This is a genomic window from Rhodococcus wratislaviensis (assembly GCF_900455735.1).
GTDB classification, from domain to species: domain Bacteria; phylum Actinomycetota; class Actinomycetes; order Mycobacteriales; family Mycobacteriaceae; genus Rhodococcus_F; species Rhodococcus_F wratislaviensis.
The window spans coordinates 159,992-176,079 of the sequence record NZ_UAUI01000025.1; the positions used below are offsets into that span (position 1 = coordinate 159,992).

The following is a 16,088-nucleotide window of genomic DNA, read 5'->3' on the forward strand; positions in this document are numbered from 1 at the left end:
GATGACAATCGCCAAGGGACGCGGTGACCGGACGCTGATGGCGGCACGCCGAGTCGGTCGTGCGCCGCTCAACGTGCTCGACCGGGCCGGTGAGCAGATGTCGTTCTACGCCAGGGCAATCGCCTGGTCGCCCCACACTCTCGTGCACTACCGCAAGGAAGTGCTCCGGCTACTCGCCGAGGTCACGTTCGGCAGCGGCGCGCTCGCCGTCATCGGCGGCACCATCGGCGTCATCGCGATGATGTCCGGCTTCACCGGCGTCGTCGTCGGACTGCAGGGTTTCGCCGCGCTCGAACAGCTGGGCAGCTCGGTCCTCACCGGCTTCCTGTCGGCCTACGTCAACACGCGTGAGATCGCGCCGATCGTTGCGGCGCTCGCGCTCTCGGCCACCGTCGGTTGTGGTTTCACCGCGCAGCTCGGCGCCATGCGGATCTCGGAGGAGATCGACGCGCTGGAGGTCATGGCGGTGCCGAGTGTGCCGTTCCTGGTCACCACTCGCATGATCGCGGGATTCGTCGCCGTCATCCCGCTGTACATCGTCGGTCTGCTCGCGGCCTATCTCGCCTCCCGCATCATCAGCACCGTATTCAACGGCCAGTCGACCGGGTCGTACGACCATTACTTCAACTTGTTCCTGCCACCGCAGGACGTCCTGTATTCCTTCGCGAAAGTGCTGATCTTCGCGTTCGTGCTGATCCTGATCCATTGCTACTACGGCTATCACGCGTCGGGTGGCCCCGCCGGTGTGGGTGTGGCGGTGGGCCGGGCGGTCCGTACCGCGATCGTCACCATCGCCGTTCTCGACTTCTTCCTGAGCCTCGCCATCTGGGGCACGACGACCACAGTGAGGGTGGCCGGATGAGCAACACGACATCTGTTGTGGGCCGACGGGTGCTGGGGCTGGTGTTCTTCCTCGTCCTCGCGTTGTTCCTGGCCTTCACCATCGGCATGTTCAACAAGACCTTCACCAAGGTCGTCAAGATCGACCTCCTCACCGATACCGCCGGAAATGCGCTGCCGCCCAATGCCGACGTGAAGGTCCGAGGCCTCATCGTCGGCGAGGTGCGCTCGGCATCCTCCCAGGAGGGCGAGGTCACTCTCGCCCTCGCGATCCAGCCGGACAAGGCGGAGCTGATTCCGTCCAACGCGACGGCGCGGCTGCTGCCCAAGACGCTGTTCGGTGAGCGCTATGTGTCGCTGATCGTTCCCGAGGGCGACACCGCTCCGCCGATCCAGGCCGGCGACACGCTGCGTCAGGACAAGAGCGGCAACGCCGTCGAGGTCGGCGAGGTTCTGGACGGTCTGCTGCCGCTGCTGCAGGCGATTCCGCCGCAGGACCTGGCGAACACGCTCGGCGCGTTGTCCCAGGGACTGAGCGGCCGCGGCGCCGAACTCGGCCTGACACTCGACCGTCTCGAGGAAATCTTCGGCGGGCTGAACACCGAACTTCCTGCCATCCAGGAGGATCTGCGCGGCCTGGCCGACTTCTCGCAGACGTATTCCGAGGCGGCACCCGACCTGGTCAACGCCCTCGACAACCTGCGCACCACCGGAAATACCGTGGTGGAGAAGCAGGGCGAGATCTCCACGTTGCTCGCGTCGCTGACCGGAACCGCGTCGAGCACCGCGGACCTCCTGCAGACCAACGCCGAATCGATCGTCAGTATCGCCGCAGATTCGCGTGAGGCGCTGCAGATCCTCGGCCGTTACTCGCCGAGCTTCGGCTGCACGTTCGCGGGCTTCGCGAAATCCGCTCCCGTCGCCCGAGAACTGCTGGCACCGGACGATCCGTACCCGGGTGTGCGTGCCAGCGTGCAGTTCGTCAATCCGAAGGGTCGCTACGTGCCCAACCAGGACGAGCCGCGGCTGCTCGACAACCGTGGACCGGCTTGCTACGACAACGTCACCGCTCCGGGTGGAAAGTTCCCGCAGTACCCGGGCGGGTCGTCCTACAACGACGGTGCCTACCAGGTGCCCTCGCGGAATCCCGGCCCGTCGACCATCGACTTCCTCCCGGCGCCCGCCGGGGTCCCCGATCAGGTCCCGGGGTACGGAGCCGAGGTCACGCCCGCAAGTTACGCGGGTTCGAAGATGGAGCAGGACACGTTGGACGTCGTCTACGGCGAGGCCGGGGGCATGGCACCGGAGGACGTGCCGAGCTGGACGACACTCGTCGGCGCGCCGACCATGAGGGGGACTGAGGTGAGCTTCAAGTGAGGGGCCTGACCGCACCATTGGTCAAGCTGATCGTGTTCGCCGTGGTCACCATCCTGGCGACCGGTCTGCTGGCCGCCACCATCGCCAACCTCGGTGGTGGTGGTGGCACCAAGTTCAACGCGATCTTCTCGGACGTCACCTCGCTCAACGAGGGCGACGAGGTCCGCATCGCCGGTGTGCGCGTGGGTCAGGTCGAGAAGATCGCGATCCACGACGACCGCGAAGCAGAGGTCCAGTTCACTGTGGCGGAACGGGACTGGCTGCCCGCCGGCACCACCGCGACCATCCGCTTCCGGAACCTCGTGGGGCAGCGCTACATCGCGCTCGAACAGGGCGAGGGCCAGCAGGGAATGAAGATGAGCGGCGGCGACACCATTCCGATGGAGCGGACCAAGCCTGCCGTCAACCTCACCACGCTGTTCGACGGGTTCCGTCCGCTGTTCCAGACCCTCAGCGCCGATGACGTGAACAAGCTGTCGTACCAGATCATCCAGGTGTTCCAGGGTGAATCGGGAACCATCACCGAGCTCGTCAAGAACACGGCAAGCCTCACCAACACCGTTGCCGACAAGGATCGGGTGATCGGTGCGGTGATCAACAACCTCAACGACGTGCTGGCCACGGTGAATCAGCGTGACGATCAACTCGATTCGCTGATCGTCAACACCCAGCAGCTCGTCACGGGCCTGGCGAACGAGCGGGGAACCGTCGGTTCGGCGGTGACGTCCCTCGCGGGACTCACCGACGCGACGGCCGACCTGCTCGAACCCACCCGACCGTCCATCCAGGAATCCATCACGTCGCTGAACACACTGGCGACGACGTTGAACCGTAACTCCGACACGGTCAACAGCGTTCTCCAGACGCTTCCGGTGAAGCTCGAGAAGCTCGGCCGGGCAGCCAGTTACGGATCCTGGTTCCAGTTCTACCTCTGTGGAGTCGACATCGTCGCAGGACCAGGTACCGCGCCCCAACTGAACCTGCCCACGGGCCTGCCCACCGTCAACCAGCCGCTCTATACGAACTCGGCGAAACGGTGCACGCAGGACGGCCTACAGGAGTTGCAGACACGATGAGCAGACGTCGCAGCCCGGCAGTGGCGGGTGCCCTCGGCATTCTCGTGGTGCTGTTGGCCACCCTGTCGGCTTTCTTCCTCGATTCGCTTCCGTTCATCGGCGCCGGATCGACCTATCACGCCGAATTCACCGAGGCGGCGGGGCTCAAGCCCTCCAACGAGGTCCGGATCGCAGGCGTCAAGGTCGGCAAGGTCACGTCCGTCGAACTCGACGGCGACCACGTGGACGTCGCCTTCAAGGTGTCGGATGCGTGGGTCGGCAACGAGACGTCGGCGTCCATCCAGATCAAGACGATCCTGGGCCAGAAGTATCTCGCCCTCGACCCCCGTGGCTCGGACACGTTGAATCCGAGCGACGTGATCCCGTTGGATCGCACCACGTCTCCGTACGACGTGATCGAGGCGTTCTCGGCCGCCGCACAGACGGTGGGTGACATCGACTCCGATCAGCTCGCGCAGAGCATGGTGACGCTGTCGCAGGCGTTCGAGGGAACTCCCACGGAAATCCGCGCCTCTCTGGACGGTGTCAGCAGGCTGTCGCAGACCATCGCCAGCCGCGATCAGGAACTGCAGAAATTGTTCGACGCGACCGGCAAGACCACCAAGGTCCTCGCCGACCGCAACGCCGAATTCAACCGGTTGATCAGCGACGCCGGTCTGCTGCTCGGTGAGCTCAACAGCCGTCAGCAGTCGATTTCCCAGCTGCTCACCGGAACTCAGCGGCTGTCGCAGCAGTTGACCGGACTCGTGCGCGACAACGAGGCCGCCATCGGTCCCGCGCTCGAACAACTCGACGGTGTCGTCGAGATCCTCAAGGCCAACAACGAGAACCTGGACAAGGCGATGAAACTGTACGAGCCGTTCGTCCGCCTGTACACGAACGTGGTCGGTAACGGTCGCTGGTTCGACCAGGTCGTGGTGAACCTCCTGCCGCCGGGTCTGCCCGACATTCCCGGTCCGCGCGATCCCGTCCGCACGTTGGGGGGTAACTGATGGCAGACGTCGAGAACGGAGCCGAGCGCGGCGGTCGCGGCGGGGTCGCCCTCATCGCGGGCATCGTCATCGTCGCGCTGGTGATCGCCGGCGCCCTGTGGTGGGTGTTCACCCGCGCAGGCACCACGCAGATCACCGCGTACTTCGACAAGTCGGTGGGCATCTACGAGGGTTCCGACGTGCGGATCCTCGGTGTGAAGGTCGGATCCGTGGACGGTGTCGAACCGCAGGGCGACCAGGTGAAGGTCGACATGCGCGTCGATCGTGGCGTCGACATTCCCGCCGACGCGAAGGCCGCCCAGGTCACGCCGTCCGTGGTGTCCGACCGCTACATCCAGCTCGCGCCTGCCTACACGGGCGGCGACAAGATGCAGAGTGGCGCCGTGATTTCGCGTGACCGCACGGCCACCCCCGTCGAGGTGGATGAGCTGTACGCGAGCATCGAGAAGCTCTCCACCGCTCTCGGCCCGGACGGGGCGAACAAGGAAGGCGCGCTGTCACAGTTCGTCGAGACCGGCGCGGCCAACCTCGACGGAAACGGAGAGGCGCTGGGGCAGAGCATCAATCAGCTGTCCGACGCCGCCCGCACACTCAACGAGAGTCGCGGCGACCTGTTCGACACCGTGAAGAACCTCCAGGTGTTCGTGGGTGCGCTGGCGGCCAACGATCAGCAGGTCCGCGACTTCAACTCGCAGCTCTCCGACCTGTCCGGATTCCTTGCGGGGGAGCGGGAGAACCTCGGTGCCGCCCTGAACCAGCTGGCGATCGCCCTCGGCGACGTCTCGAAGTTCGTGGCCGACAACCGGGAGATCCTCGCCGAGAACGTGGACGATCTGGTTCCGGTGACGCAGACCCTCGCGGACAACCGCGAGTCGCTGGTCAACTCGCTGACCCTGCTTCCGCTGGCGATCAGCAACCTGGCCAACTCCTACGATGCGGAGTCCGGCAACCTGGCCTCGCGCCTGGCGTTCCCGGATCTGCAGGATCCGGCCGGTGTCGCGTGCAAGTTGATCGACCTCGGCAAGCTGGTTCCCGGCGATCCGCGCTTCGAGCAACTCGGACGTCAGATGCAGCCGCTGATCGACAACTGCGCCAACATCACGTCGCAGATCACGCAATCGGCGAAGACGCCGTCGCTCGTGCTTCCCTTCGGGATCATGAGTGCCGACAACATTCAGCGGACGGTCACGCCCGGCACGGTGCCGGGTGTCGTGTCGCCGCGATTCGAAGGTGCAACGGGTGGTGAGGGCGAATGAAGCGGTCGGTAATCCTCGGCGCCGGTGCGTGCGCCGTCGCCATCGCAGTGACATCCTGCTCGTCGGAGGGGATTTACGGAGTTCCGCTGCCGGGCGGTCCGGATGTCGGTGACCACCCGATGCACCTGACGATCCAGTTCGACGACGTCCTCGATCTCGTCCCGCAGTCCGCGGTCAAGGTCGACGGTGTTCCGGTGGGCCGGGTCGAATCGATCAAGGTGGCGCCGGACGGCTGGACGGCGGATGTGGAGGTCGTCCTCGACTCGTCCGTCGATCTCGCGGCCAACGCGGTCGCCGCGATCGAGCAGACCAACCTGCTCGGCGAGAAGTTCGTCCAGCTGTCCGAACCGCCGGAGGACAAGGATCCCGCGCGGCTCGAGGACGGCGACACGATCTCTCTCGATCGCACCCGGCACGCCACGGAGATCGAGCAGGTTCTCGGCGCCTTGTCGCTGCTGCTCAACGGTGGCGGCGTCGGCCAGTTGCAGCCGATCGTCCACGAATTGACCACCGCACTCGACGGGCGTGAGGATCGGGTCCGGGGACTTCTCGAGCAGGCGAACACGCTCATCGACGGTCTCAATCAGCAGCGCGACGACATCACCCGCGCCCTGGACGGTCTCGACGCCTTGACCACGCGAGTGAACGAACAGAACGAGAAGATCGGGCTGATCCTCGACCAGCTCCCGATCGCCGCCGAAGTGCTCAACGAGCAGCGTCCGCAGCTCACCCAGATGCTCACGCAACTGGACCGGCTCGGTACCGTCGGCACGGACGTGATCAACAGGTCGAAGAACGATCTGATCGCGGATCTCCTCGCGCTGCGGCCGACCCTGAAGGCGCTCGCCGAGTCGGGCGACGACCTGCCCAATTCGCTCGCGTTCATCCCGACCGTTCCGTTCCCGGACGGCGTCGAGAAGATCGCGCTCGGCGGATCGGTCAACCTGTTCCTCACGGTCGACCTGCAGATCGGCGATGCGCTCAGCGCACTCGGCGTCGGTCAGGGCGACCCGGTGTACGTGCCGCCGAAGTTCGGTGAGCCCAAGCCGATCGTCGATCCCTCGAACCCGTACTACAACGGCAACGGACCGAAGCCGGGGTGGCCGACGGTGTCGCTGCTGCCGATTCCGCCGATCATCCCCGCCCCGACGGGTCTGCGGATCCCGGGGCTCCCCGGAACCGCGCCAGCGGCCGGCAACGGTGGCGCAGAGAACGGCACGACGGACGGCGCAGCGCCGTCGCCACAGAACCCACTCGGGGGACTGCTGGAGCAGTTCGGAATCGGGGGTGGACAGTGAGGTCACGACTGGTCAGGATCCAGCTCGTCGCGTTCGCCATCGTGGCGATGCTCGGGCTGGTCTACGTCGGCGCCAAGTACGTCCGCCTCGACAACCTGCTCGGGTTCGGTGAGTACGACGTGAACGCGCAGTTCAAGGACTCCGGCGGCATCTTCACCAACGCCGAGGTCACGTACCGCGGTGTCCCCGTCGGCCGCGTCGGCGACCTGTCACTGACCGCGGACGGAATCAACGTCGAGTTGAAGATCTCCTCGGGTGGGCCCGACATCCCTGCGTCGGCCAAGGCGGTCGTCGCCAACCGATCGGCGATCGGTGAGCAGTACGTGGACCTTCAGCCCGACAGCGACCAGGGGCCGTTCCTCGAACAGGGCTCGGTGATCACCGAGGCCGACACGTCGACACCCGTTCCGGTCGAGCAGGTGCTGATGGCCACCGACGGTCTGGTCCGGTCGGTTCCGGTCGACTCGTTGCGCACGGTCGTCACCCAGCTGGGAACGGCATTCAACGGCAAGGGCGAGGATCTGCAGACACTCGCGGATTCTCTGTCGACGCTGACGAAGGACGGACTCGACGTCCTCCCGCAGACGCTGGCCCTCATCCGGGACAGCCAGACGGTGCTGGCGACGCAGTCCGATCAATCCTCCGCGATCGTCCAGTTCAGTTCGGATCTCGACGAAGTTGCGGCGCAACTGCGGACCAGCGACCCCGATCTCCGCGCGATCATCGACAAGGGAATTCCGGCGAGCGACGAGATCGGTCTGCTGGTGAACCAGATTGGTCCGAGTCTCACCACCGACCTGACGAACCTCGCCGCGGTCGGCGACAAGCTGGCTCCGCAGGCGATCGCGCTGCGGCCGATCCTGATGTTCCTGCCTGCCATCGCGGCGTCCGCGTCGACCGTGGCCCCCGGCGACGGCACGGTGCACCAGGGCATCGTCCTGGAGACCAACAATCCGCCGTCGTGCACACTCGGTTACGAAGGGACGCAGGAGATCCTGGCCGAGATGAAGCGGCAGGACCCGAACTTCGACGACACCCAGCAGGACTTCCCGTACAACACGAAGGCCAACTGCGACGCTCCTCAGGGAAGCGTGACGGGTGTGCGAAGTGCAGACCGCATCGTGTTCGCCGATCCGGACACGATCCAGCCGTGGGATTTCAAGCCGAAGGTCATGCCTGACACTCTCAACTTGAATCCCATCGCAACGCAGCTCGCGCCGCTCCTCGGGGTTACTCCCAAGTAGCATTCGGTCCCGGCCGAGGGCGAGTAGAAGAAAACAATCAGTAGGGTATTGGTGTGACGCGAATTACCACGCCCCCGGAGTCGGGACAACCGGCTCCGGGGAAGGACAGAACTCTGAAGGCCTCGTTTGCTGCGGTGACCGCACTGGTGGTGATCGCGGTTGTCGCAGCCGGATGGTTTGGCTTCGGGTGGGCGCGCGCTCTCTTCGTGGACAAGCCGATCGCCGACGCACGCGATTCCGCGTTGACAGGCGCCCAGCAGGCCGCGATCAACCTCAACTCGGTCGATTCACAGGACCTCGACGGATCCTTCGAGAACATGAAGTCGTCGATCACGGGCGACAAGATGAACCAGGACCTCCAGGCGACGATGGACGGGTTCACCGACCAGATGCGTCAATCAGGTGCGGCGAGCAAGGCCGAGCTGATCCAGGGCACACTCACGGAACTGAACACCGACGACGGCACTGCGAAAGCGCTGGTCGTCGTGGCAGTCACCACCACGTGGCCCGACCGCTTCGACAAGGCCAAGGTGACGATGCGGATGGACGTCCAGGACGTGGACGGGGTCTGGAAGGCCTCGTCGGTCGAACCGGTGGGCGGTCGTATTCCGCTCGAGAGCGGTCCGGTGCCCGCCGACGGCGCGGCTCCGGCCCCTGCCCCCACCGAACCGGCTCCCGCCGAGCAGGCGCCGGCCGAACAGGCGCCTGAAGGCGACAGCGGCGGTCAGTAGTCCTGATGTGCCGCGGCGGCGTGTCGCTGCGGTGTCCACGTCGACGACAGCTCGTCGTGCAATGAGAAAGTGGTGAACTATGCCCCCCAAGCGCCGAAACAACGTGCCGGACAGCGCTGCAAAGGGCAGGCGTCCGCGCGTGGCGGGGACCCGTCAGGCGACGCCGAAGCCGCCCCGATCGGAAACCCCGGTCACCCAGACGGAACCGGTGGCGAAGCCGGAACCGGCGAAGAAGCCGGAACCGGTGGCGAAGCCCGAGGCCGCGACGACCGCAGCAGCAGTCGCCTCCTCGACCACGTCCGCCGAGACAGCGAAGACCTCCGACACGGACACGACTGTGTCGTTGGCCAAGCCGGTGTCGACGGCGAAGGCCGCGTCCGCGGGAAAGACGAAGGTCCCCAACCTTCAACCGCGCATCAGCACGCAGCAGGCCCCCGCCGCCGCCGAGACTGCGGCGGCCGACACCGGGTCCGGCAGGATCACCTGGAAGCTCGTCGGGATCCTCGGAGCCGTGGCGGTGGTACTCGGGGTGTTCGCGGTCGTCGCGGCATTCAAGCCTGGCGCAGACATCACGAACACCGCCTGGGTCGACGAAGGTGCCACCGCGGAGGTGACCAAGGCGGGAACCGAGGCGATCGAGACGCTGTACACCTACAGCTACGAAACCATCGATCAGGACTTCGACAAGGCGCGCGGCTACCTCGACGACGCCAAGCGTGACGAATTCGACTCGACCGCCGACACCACCAAGCAGGCCGCCATCCAGACCAAGACGGCCACCCAGGCCTCCGTGACCGACATCGGGGTCACGATGCTCGACGGCGACCGCGCCGAACTGCTCGCGCACATGAACGTCAGCGCCACCGGTGATGCCGTCGCTCAGGGCAGTGCCGCGACGCCGTTGTCGATCAAGATGGAGAAGATCGACGGCAAGTGGGTGCTGACCGACATCTCCGACAGTGAGGGCTGATCCTCCTGCCCGGAAAGAATTGGGCAGGAACGGGATCCGTGATACCTGGACGGGTGAGCGCTGAATTACCCTCCCCGGCAACGTGAACCGATTCCCATCCGGTCTTCGTCACGATTGGATGGGAATCTGTTGCTGCGGTGTCGGTTTCGGATCCTCGGGGGAACCGGGAGCCGGTGACTTCCGCGCCAGGAATCCCGGCGCCCACCAATTGGCCTCACCCATCAGCTTCACCAGGGCGGGCACCAGCATCATGCGGATGACGGTGGCGTCGATGAGCAGCGCGACGATCATGCCGAGCCCGATGAAACGCATCATCGTCAGTTCCGACAGCGTGAACGCGCCGGTGACCACGATCAGCAGCGCCGCGGCCGCCGTCACGATGCGCCCCGTATGTGCCGTACCGATCCGGACGGCCTCCTCGGTCGACGCGCCCTTGTCGTGGGCCTCGACCATTCGTGACATCAGGAAGATCTCGTAGTCGGTGGAGAGCCCGAACACCACCGCGATGATGAGGACGACCATCGTCGCGGGCAGCGGCCCCGGCGTCACACCGAGGAGATCAGCACCGTGACCGTCCTCGAAGATCCACGTGAGCACGCCGAACGAGGCGGCGAGGCTCAGGGTGGCCATCGCGATCGCCTTCAGGGGTAGCACCACGGACCGGAACGCCAGCAACATCAGCACGAAGGTGACGCCCACCATGATCCCGATCATCCAAGGCAGTCCCGCGGCCATCGCGTCGAGTCCGTCGGCGGTCAGGGCGTTCAACCCGCCCAGCATCTTCTCGGTGCCTTCCGGGGGCGGGAGGTCGCGCAGTGCGGCGGCCGTCGCCATGGCCCCCGTGGTGCGGTCGGCGTCGTCGAAGACGGCCCGGATGGCGACGAACGTGTCGGTGGCGCCGATCGGGACCACCCGCTGGACGCCGTCGACCGCGGCCGTCGACCGGAAGAGCTCCGCAGTGGCGGCCGGCGGCGGTGCCCTGCCGTCGCTGCCCTGCAGGACCAGCGTCGCCCCGTTGTTGGCGAGCGGAAAGTCGGTGGCGAGATCCTCGACGGCGAGCCGGAGCGGGTGAGCCGCAGGCAGCCCAGTGTGGTCCAGGTCACCCAGTGACGCGCCGGTGAGGGGTGCGGCGAGCACGAGCAACCCCGCGACGATGGCCATCGCGATCGGGACGGGCCGCCGCATGACGCGGGCGGCGACGCCGCCCCAGAACCGGTGCGCCCGGTCTTCGCCGCGTTCGACCACACCCGGTCGCCACGTCAGCGAGTTGATGCGCGGCCCGAGCAGCGCGAGTGCCGCGGGCAGCGCCGACAGCGACAGCACGGCGGCGATCCCGATGGCTGCCATCCCGCCGTAGGCGAACGACCGGACGATGGCCTGGGGAAACACGAGCATGCCCACGAAGCCGCACACGAGGAGGAGGGCGGAGAACCCCACGGTGCGGCCGGCCGTGGCGAGCGTACGGCGGACGGCGTCGTCGGTGCGGGAGCCGGACCGCAGCTCCTCACGGAACCGGGTCACGACGAACAATCCGTAGTCGATGGACATGCCGAGCCCGACGAGGCTCGCGATGTTCACCGAGAATGCGCTGACCTCGGTGAAGTACGAGATCACGCGCAGGGCGCCGAGGGCGCCGAGGATCGCGAGACCGCCGACGCACAGCGGGACGGCCGCGCCGACGAGACCGCCGAAGATGACGAGCAGAAGGAGCAGCAGAAGCGGGAACGACACCGCCTCCGCTCGCAGCAGATCACTCTCGGACGCCTCGTTGAAGGCGTTGGCTGCCGCGCTGAAACCGCTGAACTCCGCGTCCGTGCCGTCGATGACCAGCAGGGGTTCGAGATCGTGGTACGCCGCGATGCGAGTGTTCTCGTCGCCGCTCAGCGACAGCACCACCAGTCCCTCGGTGCCGTCGGTGGACCGCAGGAACTCCTTCGCCTGCGGCGGCGCCGACCAGTACGACAGGGGGGTGTTGGCGAGCATTCCGGGGTCGATCTGCGCGAGGTGGGCGGTCACCTCGGGACCGAGATCGTCGATGGTCGCACCCGGACGTGCGTGGTAGGTGACCGCCAGGTCGGGGGTCTGCCGTCCGAACGTCCCCTCGATCAGGCGCTCGACACCCGCGGACTCGCTGCCCGGATCGGTGTACCCGCCGAGGCTCAGCCGGTCGAACACGCCCGATCCCCACGCCCCGCCGAGCAGCACCAGCAGCACCGTGGCGGCGAGAACCAGCTTCGGACGGGCGACGACGAACGAACTCCAGCGCGTCACGGCTCTGCTTCCCTCGAGAAATCGACTTCCGATCGCGTGCGCATATTGTTCACCGCCCGTCGGCGGCTGGGAAGGGGCGGCGGGAACAGCCCCGGGCCTCGCGAAACGACGCGACACGCCCCCTAACTCTTGACGCCGCGATGATCACGCGTCACTCTGATGCGTGAACATGCGCAGTGACGCGTGGCCAAGCGCCCGGCTGGGTGCTGTTTCGGGTGCCCGACTCGACATCTACTGAGTTTGGGTGTACTTTTGGACGTTGCGCTGGCTGCCTCCTGTCCACCCCTCGTCCGCACCGCTGCGAAGTGATTCACTCTTCAGCAACTGTGACGAGTTTCGTTCGGGTTGTGACCAGCGAAATTCGAAGCAGATACAGCGGCGGTCGCAACAGCAAGAGCGGCCCGCGTGAGGTGCTGGAAGGACGCATCTTGGCAGTCTCTAGCCAGACCAAGGCAGTTTCCGGAATCCCCGGAGCCCCGAAGAGGGTTTCGTTCGCAAAGATTCGCGAACCCCTCGAAGTTCCCGGGCTTCTTGATGTACAAACCGATTCGTTCGAGTGGTTGATCGGTGCGCAGAGCTGGCGCGAACGCGCCGCCGCTCGTGGCGACAGCGCAATCTCCGGCGGTCTCGAGGACATTCTCGCGGAGCTTTCCCCGATCGAGGATTTCTCGGGCTCGATGTCTCTGTCCTTCTCGGACCCGCGCTTCGACGAGGTGAAGGCCTCGACGGACGAGTGCAAAGACAAAGACATGACCTACGCGGCGCCGTTGTTCGTCACCGCGGAGTTCATCAACAACAACACCGGTGAGATCAAGAGCCAGACGGTCTTCATGGGCGACTTCCCGATGATGACCGACAAGGGCACGTTCATCATCAACGGCACCGAGCGTGTCGTGGTCTCGCAGCTGGTGCGTTCCCCCGGCGTCTACTTCGACCACTCCGTCGACAAGGGCACCGAGAAGGACCTGCACAGCGTCAAGGTCATCCCGGGCCGTGGTGCATGGCTCGAGTTCGACGTGGACAAGCGCGACACGGTCGGCGTCCGCATCGACCGCAAGCGCCGCCAGCCCGTCACCGTGCTGCTGAAGGCCCTCGGCTGGACCACCGAGCAGATCACCGAGCGCTTCGGCTTCTCGGAGATCCTCATGGCGACGCTCGAGAAGGACAACACCGCAGGCACCGACGAGGCGCTGCTCGACATCTACCGCAAGCTGCGTCCGGGCGAGCCGCCGACCAAGGAGAGTGCGCAGACGCTCCTGGAGAACCTGTTCTTCAAGGACAAGCGCTACGACCTGGCTCGCGTGGGTCGCTACAAGATCAACAAGAAGCTGGGCCTGAACCTCGGACAGCCGATCGTCGCGTCGACCCTCACCGAGGAAGACATCGTCGCCACCATCGAGTACCTGGTGCGCCTGCACGCCGGTGACACCGAGATGACCGCCCCCGGCGGCAGTGCGGTGCCCGTCGAGGTCGACGACATCGACCACTTCGGTAACCGTCGTCTGCGCACGGTCGGTGAGCTCATCCAGAACCAGATCCGCGTGGGCCTGTCCCGCATGGAGCGCGTGGTTCGTGAGCGCATGACGACCCAGGACGTCGAGGCGATCACGCCGCAGACGCTGATCAACATCCGGCCCGTCGTGGCTGCGATCAAGGAGTTCTTCGGAACCTCCCAGCTGTCGCAGTTCATGGACCAGAACAACCCGCTCTCGGGGCTGACGCACAAGCGTCGTCTGTCCGCCCTCGGCCCGGGTGGTCTGTCCCGTGAGCGCGCCGGCCTGGAGGTGCGAGACGTTCACCCGTCGCACTACGGCCGCATGTGCCCGATCGAGACCCCTGAGGGTCCGAACATCGGTCTGATCGGTTCGCTGTCGGTGTACGCACGGGTCAACCCGTTCGGCTTCATCGAGACGCCGTACCGCAAGGTCGAGAACGGCCAGGTCACCGACCAGGTCGACTACCTGACCGCGGACGAAGAGGACCGCCACGTCGTCGCACAGGCCAACTCGGCCCTCGACGCCAACGGTCACTTCACGGACGATCGCATTCTGGTCCGTCGTAAGGGTGGCGAGGTCGAGTTCGTCTCGTCCGCCGAGATCGACTACATGGACGTCTCGCCGCGACAGATGGTGTCCGTCGCGACCGCGATGATTCCGTTCCTCGAGCACGACGACGCCAACCGTGCCCTGATGGGCGCGAACATGCAGCGTCAGGCGGTGCCCCTCGTTCGCAGCGAGGCTCCGCTGGTCGGTACCGGCATGGAACTGCGTGCCGCCGTCGACGCGGGCGACGTCATCGTCACCGAGAAGACCGGTGTCGTCGAAGAGGTCTCCGCCGACTACGTCACGGTCATGGCCGACGACGGAAGCCGCAAGACGTACCGGATGCGCAAGTTCGCGCGTTCGAACCAGGGCACCTGCGCCAACCAGCGTCCCATCGTGGACGAGGGACAGCGTGTCGAGACCGGACAGGTCCTCGCCGACGGCCCCTGCACCGAGAACGGTGAGATGGCGCTCGGCAAGAACCTGCTCGTCGCGATCATGCCGTGGGAAGGCCACAACTACGAGGACGCGATCATCCTGTCGCAGCGCCTCGTGGAAGAGGACGTCCTGACCTCGATTCACATCGAGGAGCACGAGATCGATGCCCGCGACACCAAGCTCGGTGCCGAGGAGATCACTCGCGACATCCCGAACGTCTCCGACGAGGTCCTCGCCGACCTCGACGAGCGCGGCATCATCCGTATCGGTGCCGAGGTTCGTGACGGCGACGTGCTGGTCGGAAAGGTCACGCCGAAGGGCGAGACCGAGCTGACCCCCGAGGAGCGCCTGCTGCGCGCCATCTTCGGTGAGAAGGCTCGCGAGGTTCGCGACACGTCGCTGAAGGTCCCCCACGGTGAGACCGGCAAGGTCATCGGCATCCGCGTGTTCTCGCGCGACGACGACGACGATCTGCCCCCCGGTGTCAACGAGCTGGTCCGCGTCTACGTGGCACAGAAGCGCAAGATCCAGGACGGCGACAAGCTCGCCGGCCGCCACGGCAACAAGGGCGTCATCGGCAAGATCCTCCCTCAGGAGGACATGCCGTTCCTGCCCGACGGCACTCCGGTCGACATCATTCTGAACACCCACGGTGTTCCGCGTCGTATGAACATCGGTCAGATCTTGGAGACCCACCTCGGGTGGATCGGCAAGACCGGCTGGAACGTTCAGATCGCCGGCGACGGCTCCCGTCCCGATTGGGCGGAGCAGCTGCCGGAGGAGATGCTGTCCGCACCTGCCGACTCCAACATCGCCACCCCGGTGTTCGACGGCGCCAAGGAAGACGAGCTCACCGGTCTCCTCGGTTCGACGCTGCCGAACCGCGACGGCGAGGTCATGGTCGCGTCCGACGGAAAGGCCACGTTGTTCGACGGCCGTTCCGGCGAGCCGTTCCCGTACCCGGTGTCGGTCGGCTACATGTACATCATCAAGCTGCACCACCTGGTCGACGACAAGATCCACGCTCGTTCGACCGGTCCGTACTCGATGATCACCCAGCAGCCGCTCGGCGGTAAGGCCCAGTTCGGTGGCCAGCGCTTCGGTGAGATGGAGTGCTGGGCGATGCAGGCCTACGGCGCGGCATACACGCTGCAGGAGCTGCTCACCATCAAGTCGGACGACGTGGTGGGTCGAGTCAAGGTGTACGAGGCCATCGTCAAGGGCGAGAACATCCCCGAGCCGGGCATCCCCGAGTCGTTCAAGGTGCTCCTGAAGGAGCTCCAGTCGCTCTGCCTCAACGTGGAGGTGCTGTCCTCGGACGGCGCGGCCATCGCGATGGCCGACGGTGACGACGAGGACCTGGAGCGGGCCGCAGCGAACCTGGGCATCAACTTGTCCCGGAACGAAGCGGCGACGGTCGACGACCTCGCGAACTAGGTTTCGGTCCCCGGGTCCTGAGAAATCAGGGTCCGGGGGCGTAGTTCACATTTGAATTGGCAGTCAGGTATCGGCGGCCACCGCTGATCCACAATCCCTCTGGGGAAAGGAAGTTA

Annotated in this window: 12 protein-coding genes; 10 read left to right on the forward strand and 2 right to left on the reverse strand. The window is 65.8% G+C overall.

The features are described from left to right. The first annotated feature begins 1 nt into the window (after nt 1). From DTA22_RS29535 to DTA22_RS29570, 8 genes are all read left to right on the forward strand, one after another. The gene (locus DTA22_RS29535) at nt 2-862 is read left to right on the forward strand and encodes an MlaE family ABC transporter permease (RefSeq protein ID WP_025433123.1); all 861 of its coding nucleotides are present in this window, start codon (nt 2-4) and stop codon (nt 860-862) included. Continuing rightward, nucleotides 859-2,217 (forward strand): MCE family protein, encoded by a 1,359-nt coding sequence (locus DTA22_RS29540; RefSeq protein WP_037233514.1) that lies wholly within the window; start codon nt 859-861, stop codon nt 2,215-2,217. The genes DTA22_RS29535 and DTA22_RS29540 overlap by 4 nt, the downstream gene beginning before the upstream one ends. Then, complete coding sequence (locus DTA22_RS29545; RefSeq protein WP_037233517.1) at nt 2,214-3,293, forward strand: MCE family protein; 1,080 nt, start codon at nt 2,214-2,216, stop codon at nt 3,291-3,293. Before DTA22_RS29540 ends, DTA22_RS29545 begins: the two co-directional genes overlap by 4 nt. Continuing rightward, nucleotides 3,290-4,285, forward strand: a complete 996-nt coding sequence (locus DTA22_RS29550; protein WP_005564073.1) for an MCE family protein — start codon at nt 3,290-3,292, stop codon at nt 4,283-4,285. Before DTA22_RS29545 ends, DTA22_RS29550 begins: the two co-directional genes overlap by 4 nt. Continuing rightward, nucleotides 4,285-5,541 (forward strand): MCE family protein, encoded by a 1,257-nt coding sequence (locus DTA22_RS29555; protein ID WP_112301799.1) that lies wholly within the window; start codon nt 4,285-4,287, stop codon nt 5,539-5,541. The genes DTA22_RS29550 and DTA22_RS29555 overlap by 1 nt, the downstream gene beginning before the upstream one ends. Further along, complete coding sequence (locus tag DTA22_RS29560) at nt 5,538-6,839, forward strand: MCE family protein (protein WP_037233520.1); 1,302 nt, start codon at nt 5,538-5,540, stop codon at nt 6,837-6,839. The genes DTA22_RS29555 and DTA22_RS29560 overlap by 4 nt, the downstream gene beginning before the upstream one ends. After that, the gene (locus DTA22_RS29565) at nt 6,836-8,083 is read left to right on the forward strand and encodes an MCE family protein (RefSeq protein WP_112301800.1); all 1,248 of its coding nucleotides are present in this window, start codon (nt 6,836-6,838) and stop codon (nt 8,081-8,083) included. Before DTA22_RS29560 ends, DTA22_RS29565 begins: the two co-directional genes overlap by 4 nt. Before the next feature lie 134 nt (nt 8,084-8,217). Beyond that, nucleotides 8,218-8,814, forward strand: a complete 597-nt coding sequence (locus DTA22_RS29570) for a hypothetical protein (protein WP_037233525.1) — start codon at nt 8,218-8,220, stop codon at nt 8,812-8,814. A 153-nt stretch (nt 8,815-8,967) separates the two neighbouring features. Here DTA22_RS29570 and DTA22_RS36900 read toward each other — a convergent pair whose 3' ends face one another. Beyond that, nucleotides 8,968-9,141: a hypothetical protein gene (locus DTA22_RS36900; RefSeq protein WP_245973449.1), complete on the reverse strand. Its 174-nt coding sequence runs from the start codon at nt 9,139-9,141 to the stop codon at nt 8,968-8,970. 10 nt (nt 9,142-9,151) lie between these two features. On the opposite strand from DTA22_RS36900, the gene DTA22_RS29575 reads away from it, so the two are divergent. Next, on the forward strand, nt 9,152-9,784 hold the full coding sequence (locus tag DTA22_RS29575) for a hypothetical protein (RefSeq protein WP_245973450.1): 633 nt from the start codon (nt 9,152-9,154) through the stop codon (nt 9,782-9,784). 108 nt (nt 9,785-9,892) lie between these two features. On the opposite strand, the gene DTA22_RS29580 is transcribed toward DTA22_RS29575, so the two are convergent. After that, the gene (locus tag DTA22_RS29580) at nt 9,893-12,055 is read right to left on the reverse strand and encodes an MMPL family transporter (RefSeq protein WP_112301802.1); all 2,163 of its coding nucleotides are present in this window, start codon (nt 12,053-12,055) and stop codon (nt 9,893-9,895) included. A 410-nt stretch (nt 12,056-12,465) separates the two neighbouring features. Here DTA22_RS29580 and rpoB point away from each other — a divergent pair, with 410 nt between their 5' ends. After that, the gene (rpoB, locus tag DTA22_RS29585) at nt 12,466-15,972 is read left to right on the forward strand and encodes a DNA-directed RNA polymerase subunit beta (protein ID WP_037233631.1); all 3,507 of its coding nucleotides are present in this window, start codon (nt 12,466-12,468) and stop codon (nt 15,970-15,972) included. Nucleotides 15,973-16,088: the final 116 nt, after the last annotated feature.

Excerpts from the sequence above, each read along its gene's own strand:
- DTA22_RS29535 (WP_025433123.1), top strand. The coding sequence starts at position 2 with ATGACAATCGCCAAGGGACGCGGTGACCGGACGCTGATGGCGGCACGC.
- DTA22_RS29540 (WP_037233514.1), top strand. The coding sequence starts at position 859 with ATGAGCAACACGACATCTGTTGTGGGCCGACGGGTGCTGGGGCTGGTG.
- DTA22_RS29550 (WP_005564073.1), top strand. The coding sequence starts at position 3,290 with ATGAGCAGACGTCGCAGCCCGGCAGTGGCGGGTGCCCTCGGCATTCTC.
- DTA22_RS29555 (WP_112301799.1), top strand. The coding sequence starts at position 4,285 with ATGGCAGACGTCGAGAACGGAGCCGAGCGCGGCGGTCGCGGCGGGGTC.
- DTA22_RS29560 (WP_037233520.1), top strand. The coding sequence starts at position 5,538 with ATGAAGCGGTCGGTAATCCTCGGCGCCGGTGCGTGCGCCGTCGCCATC.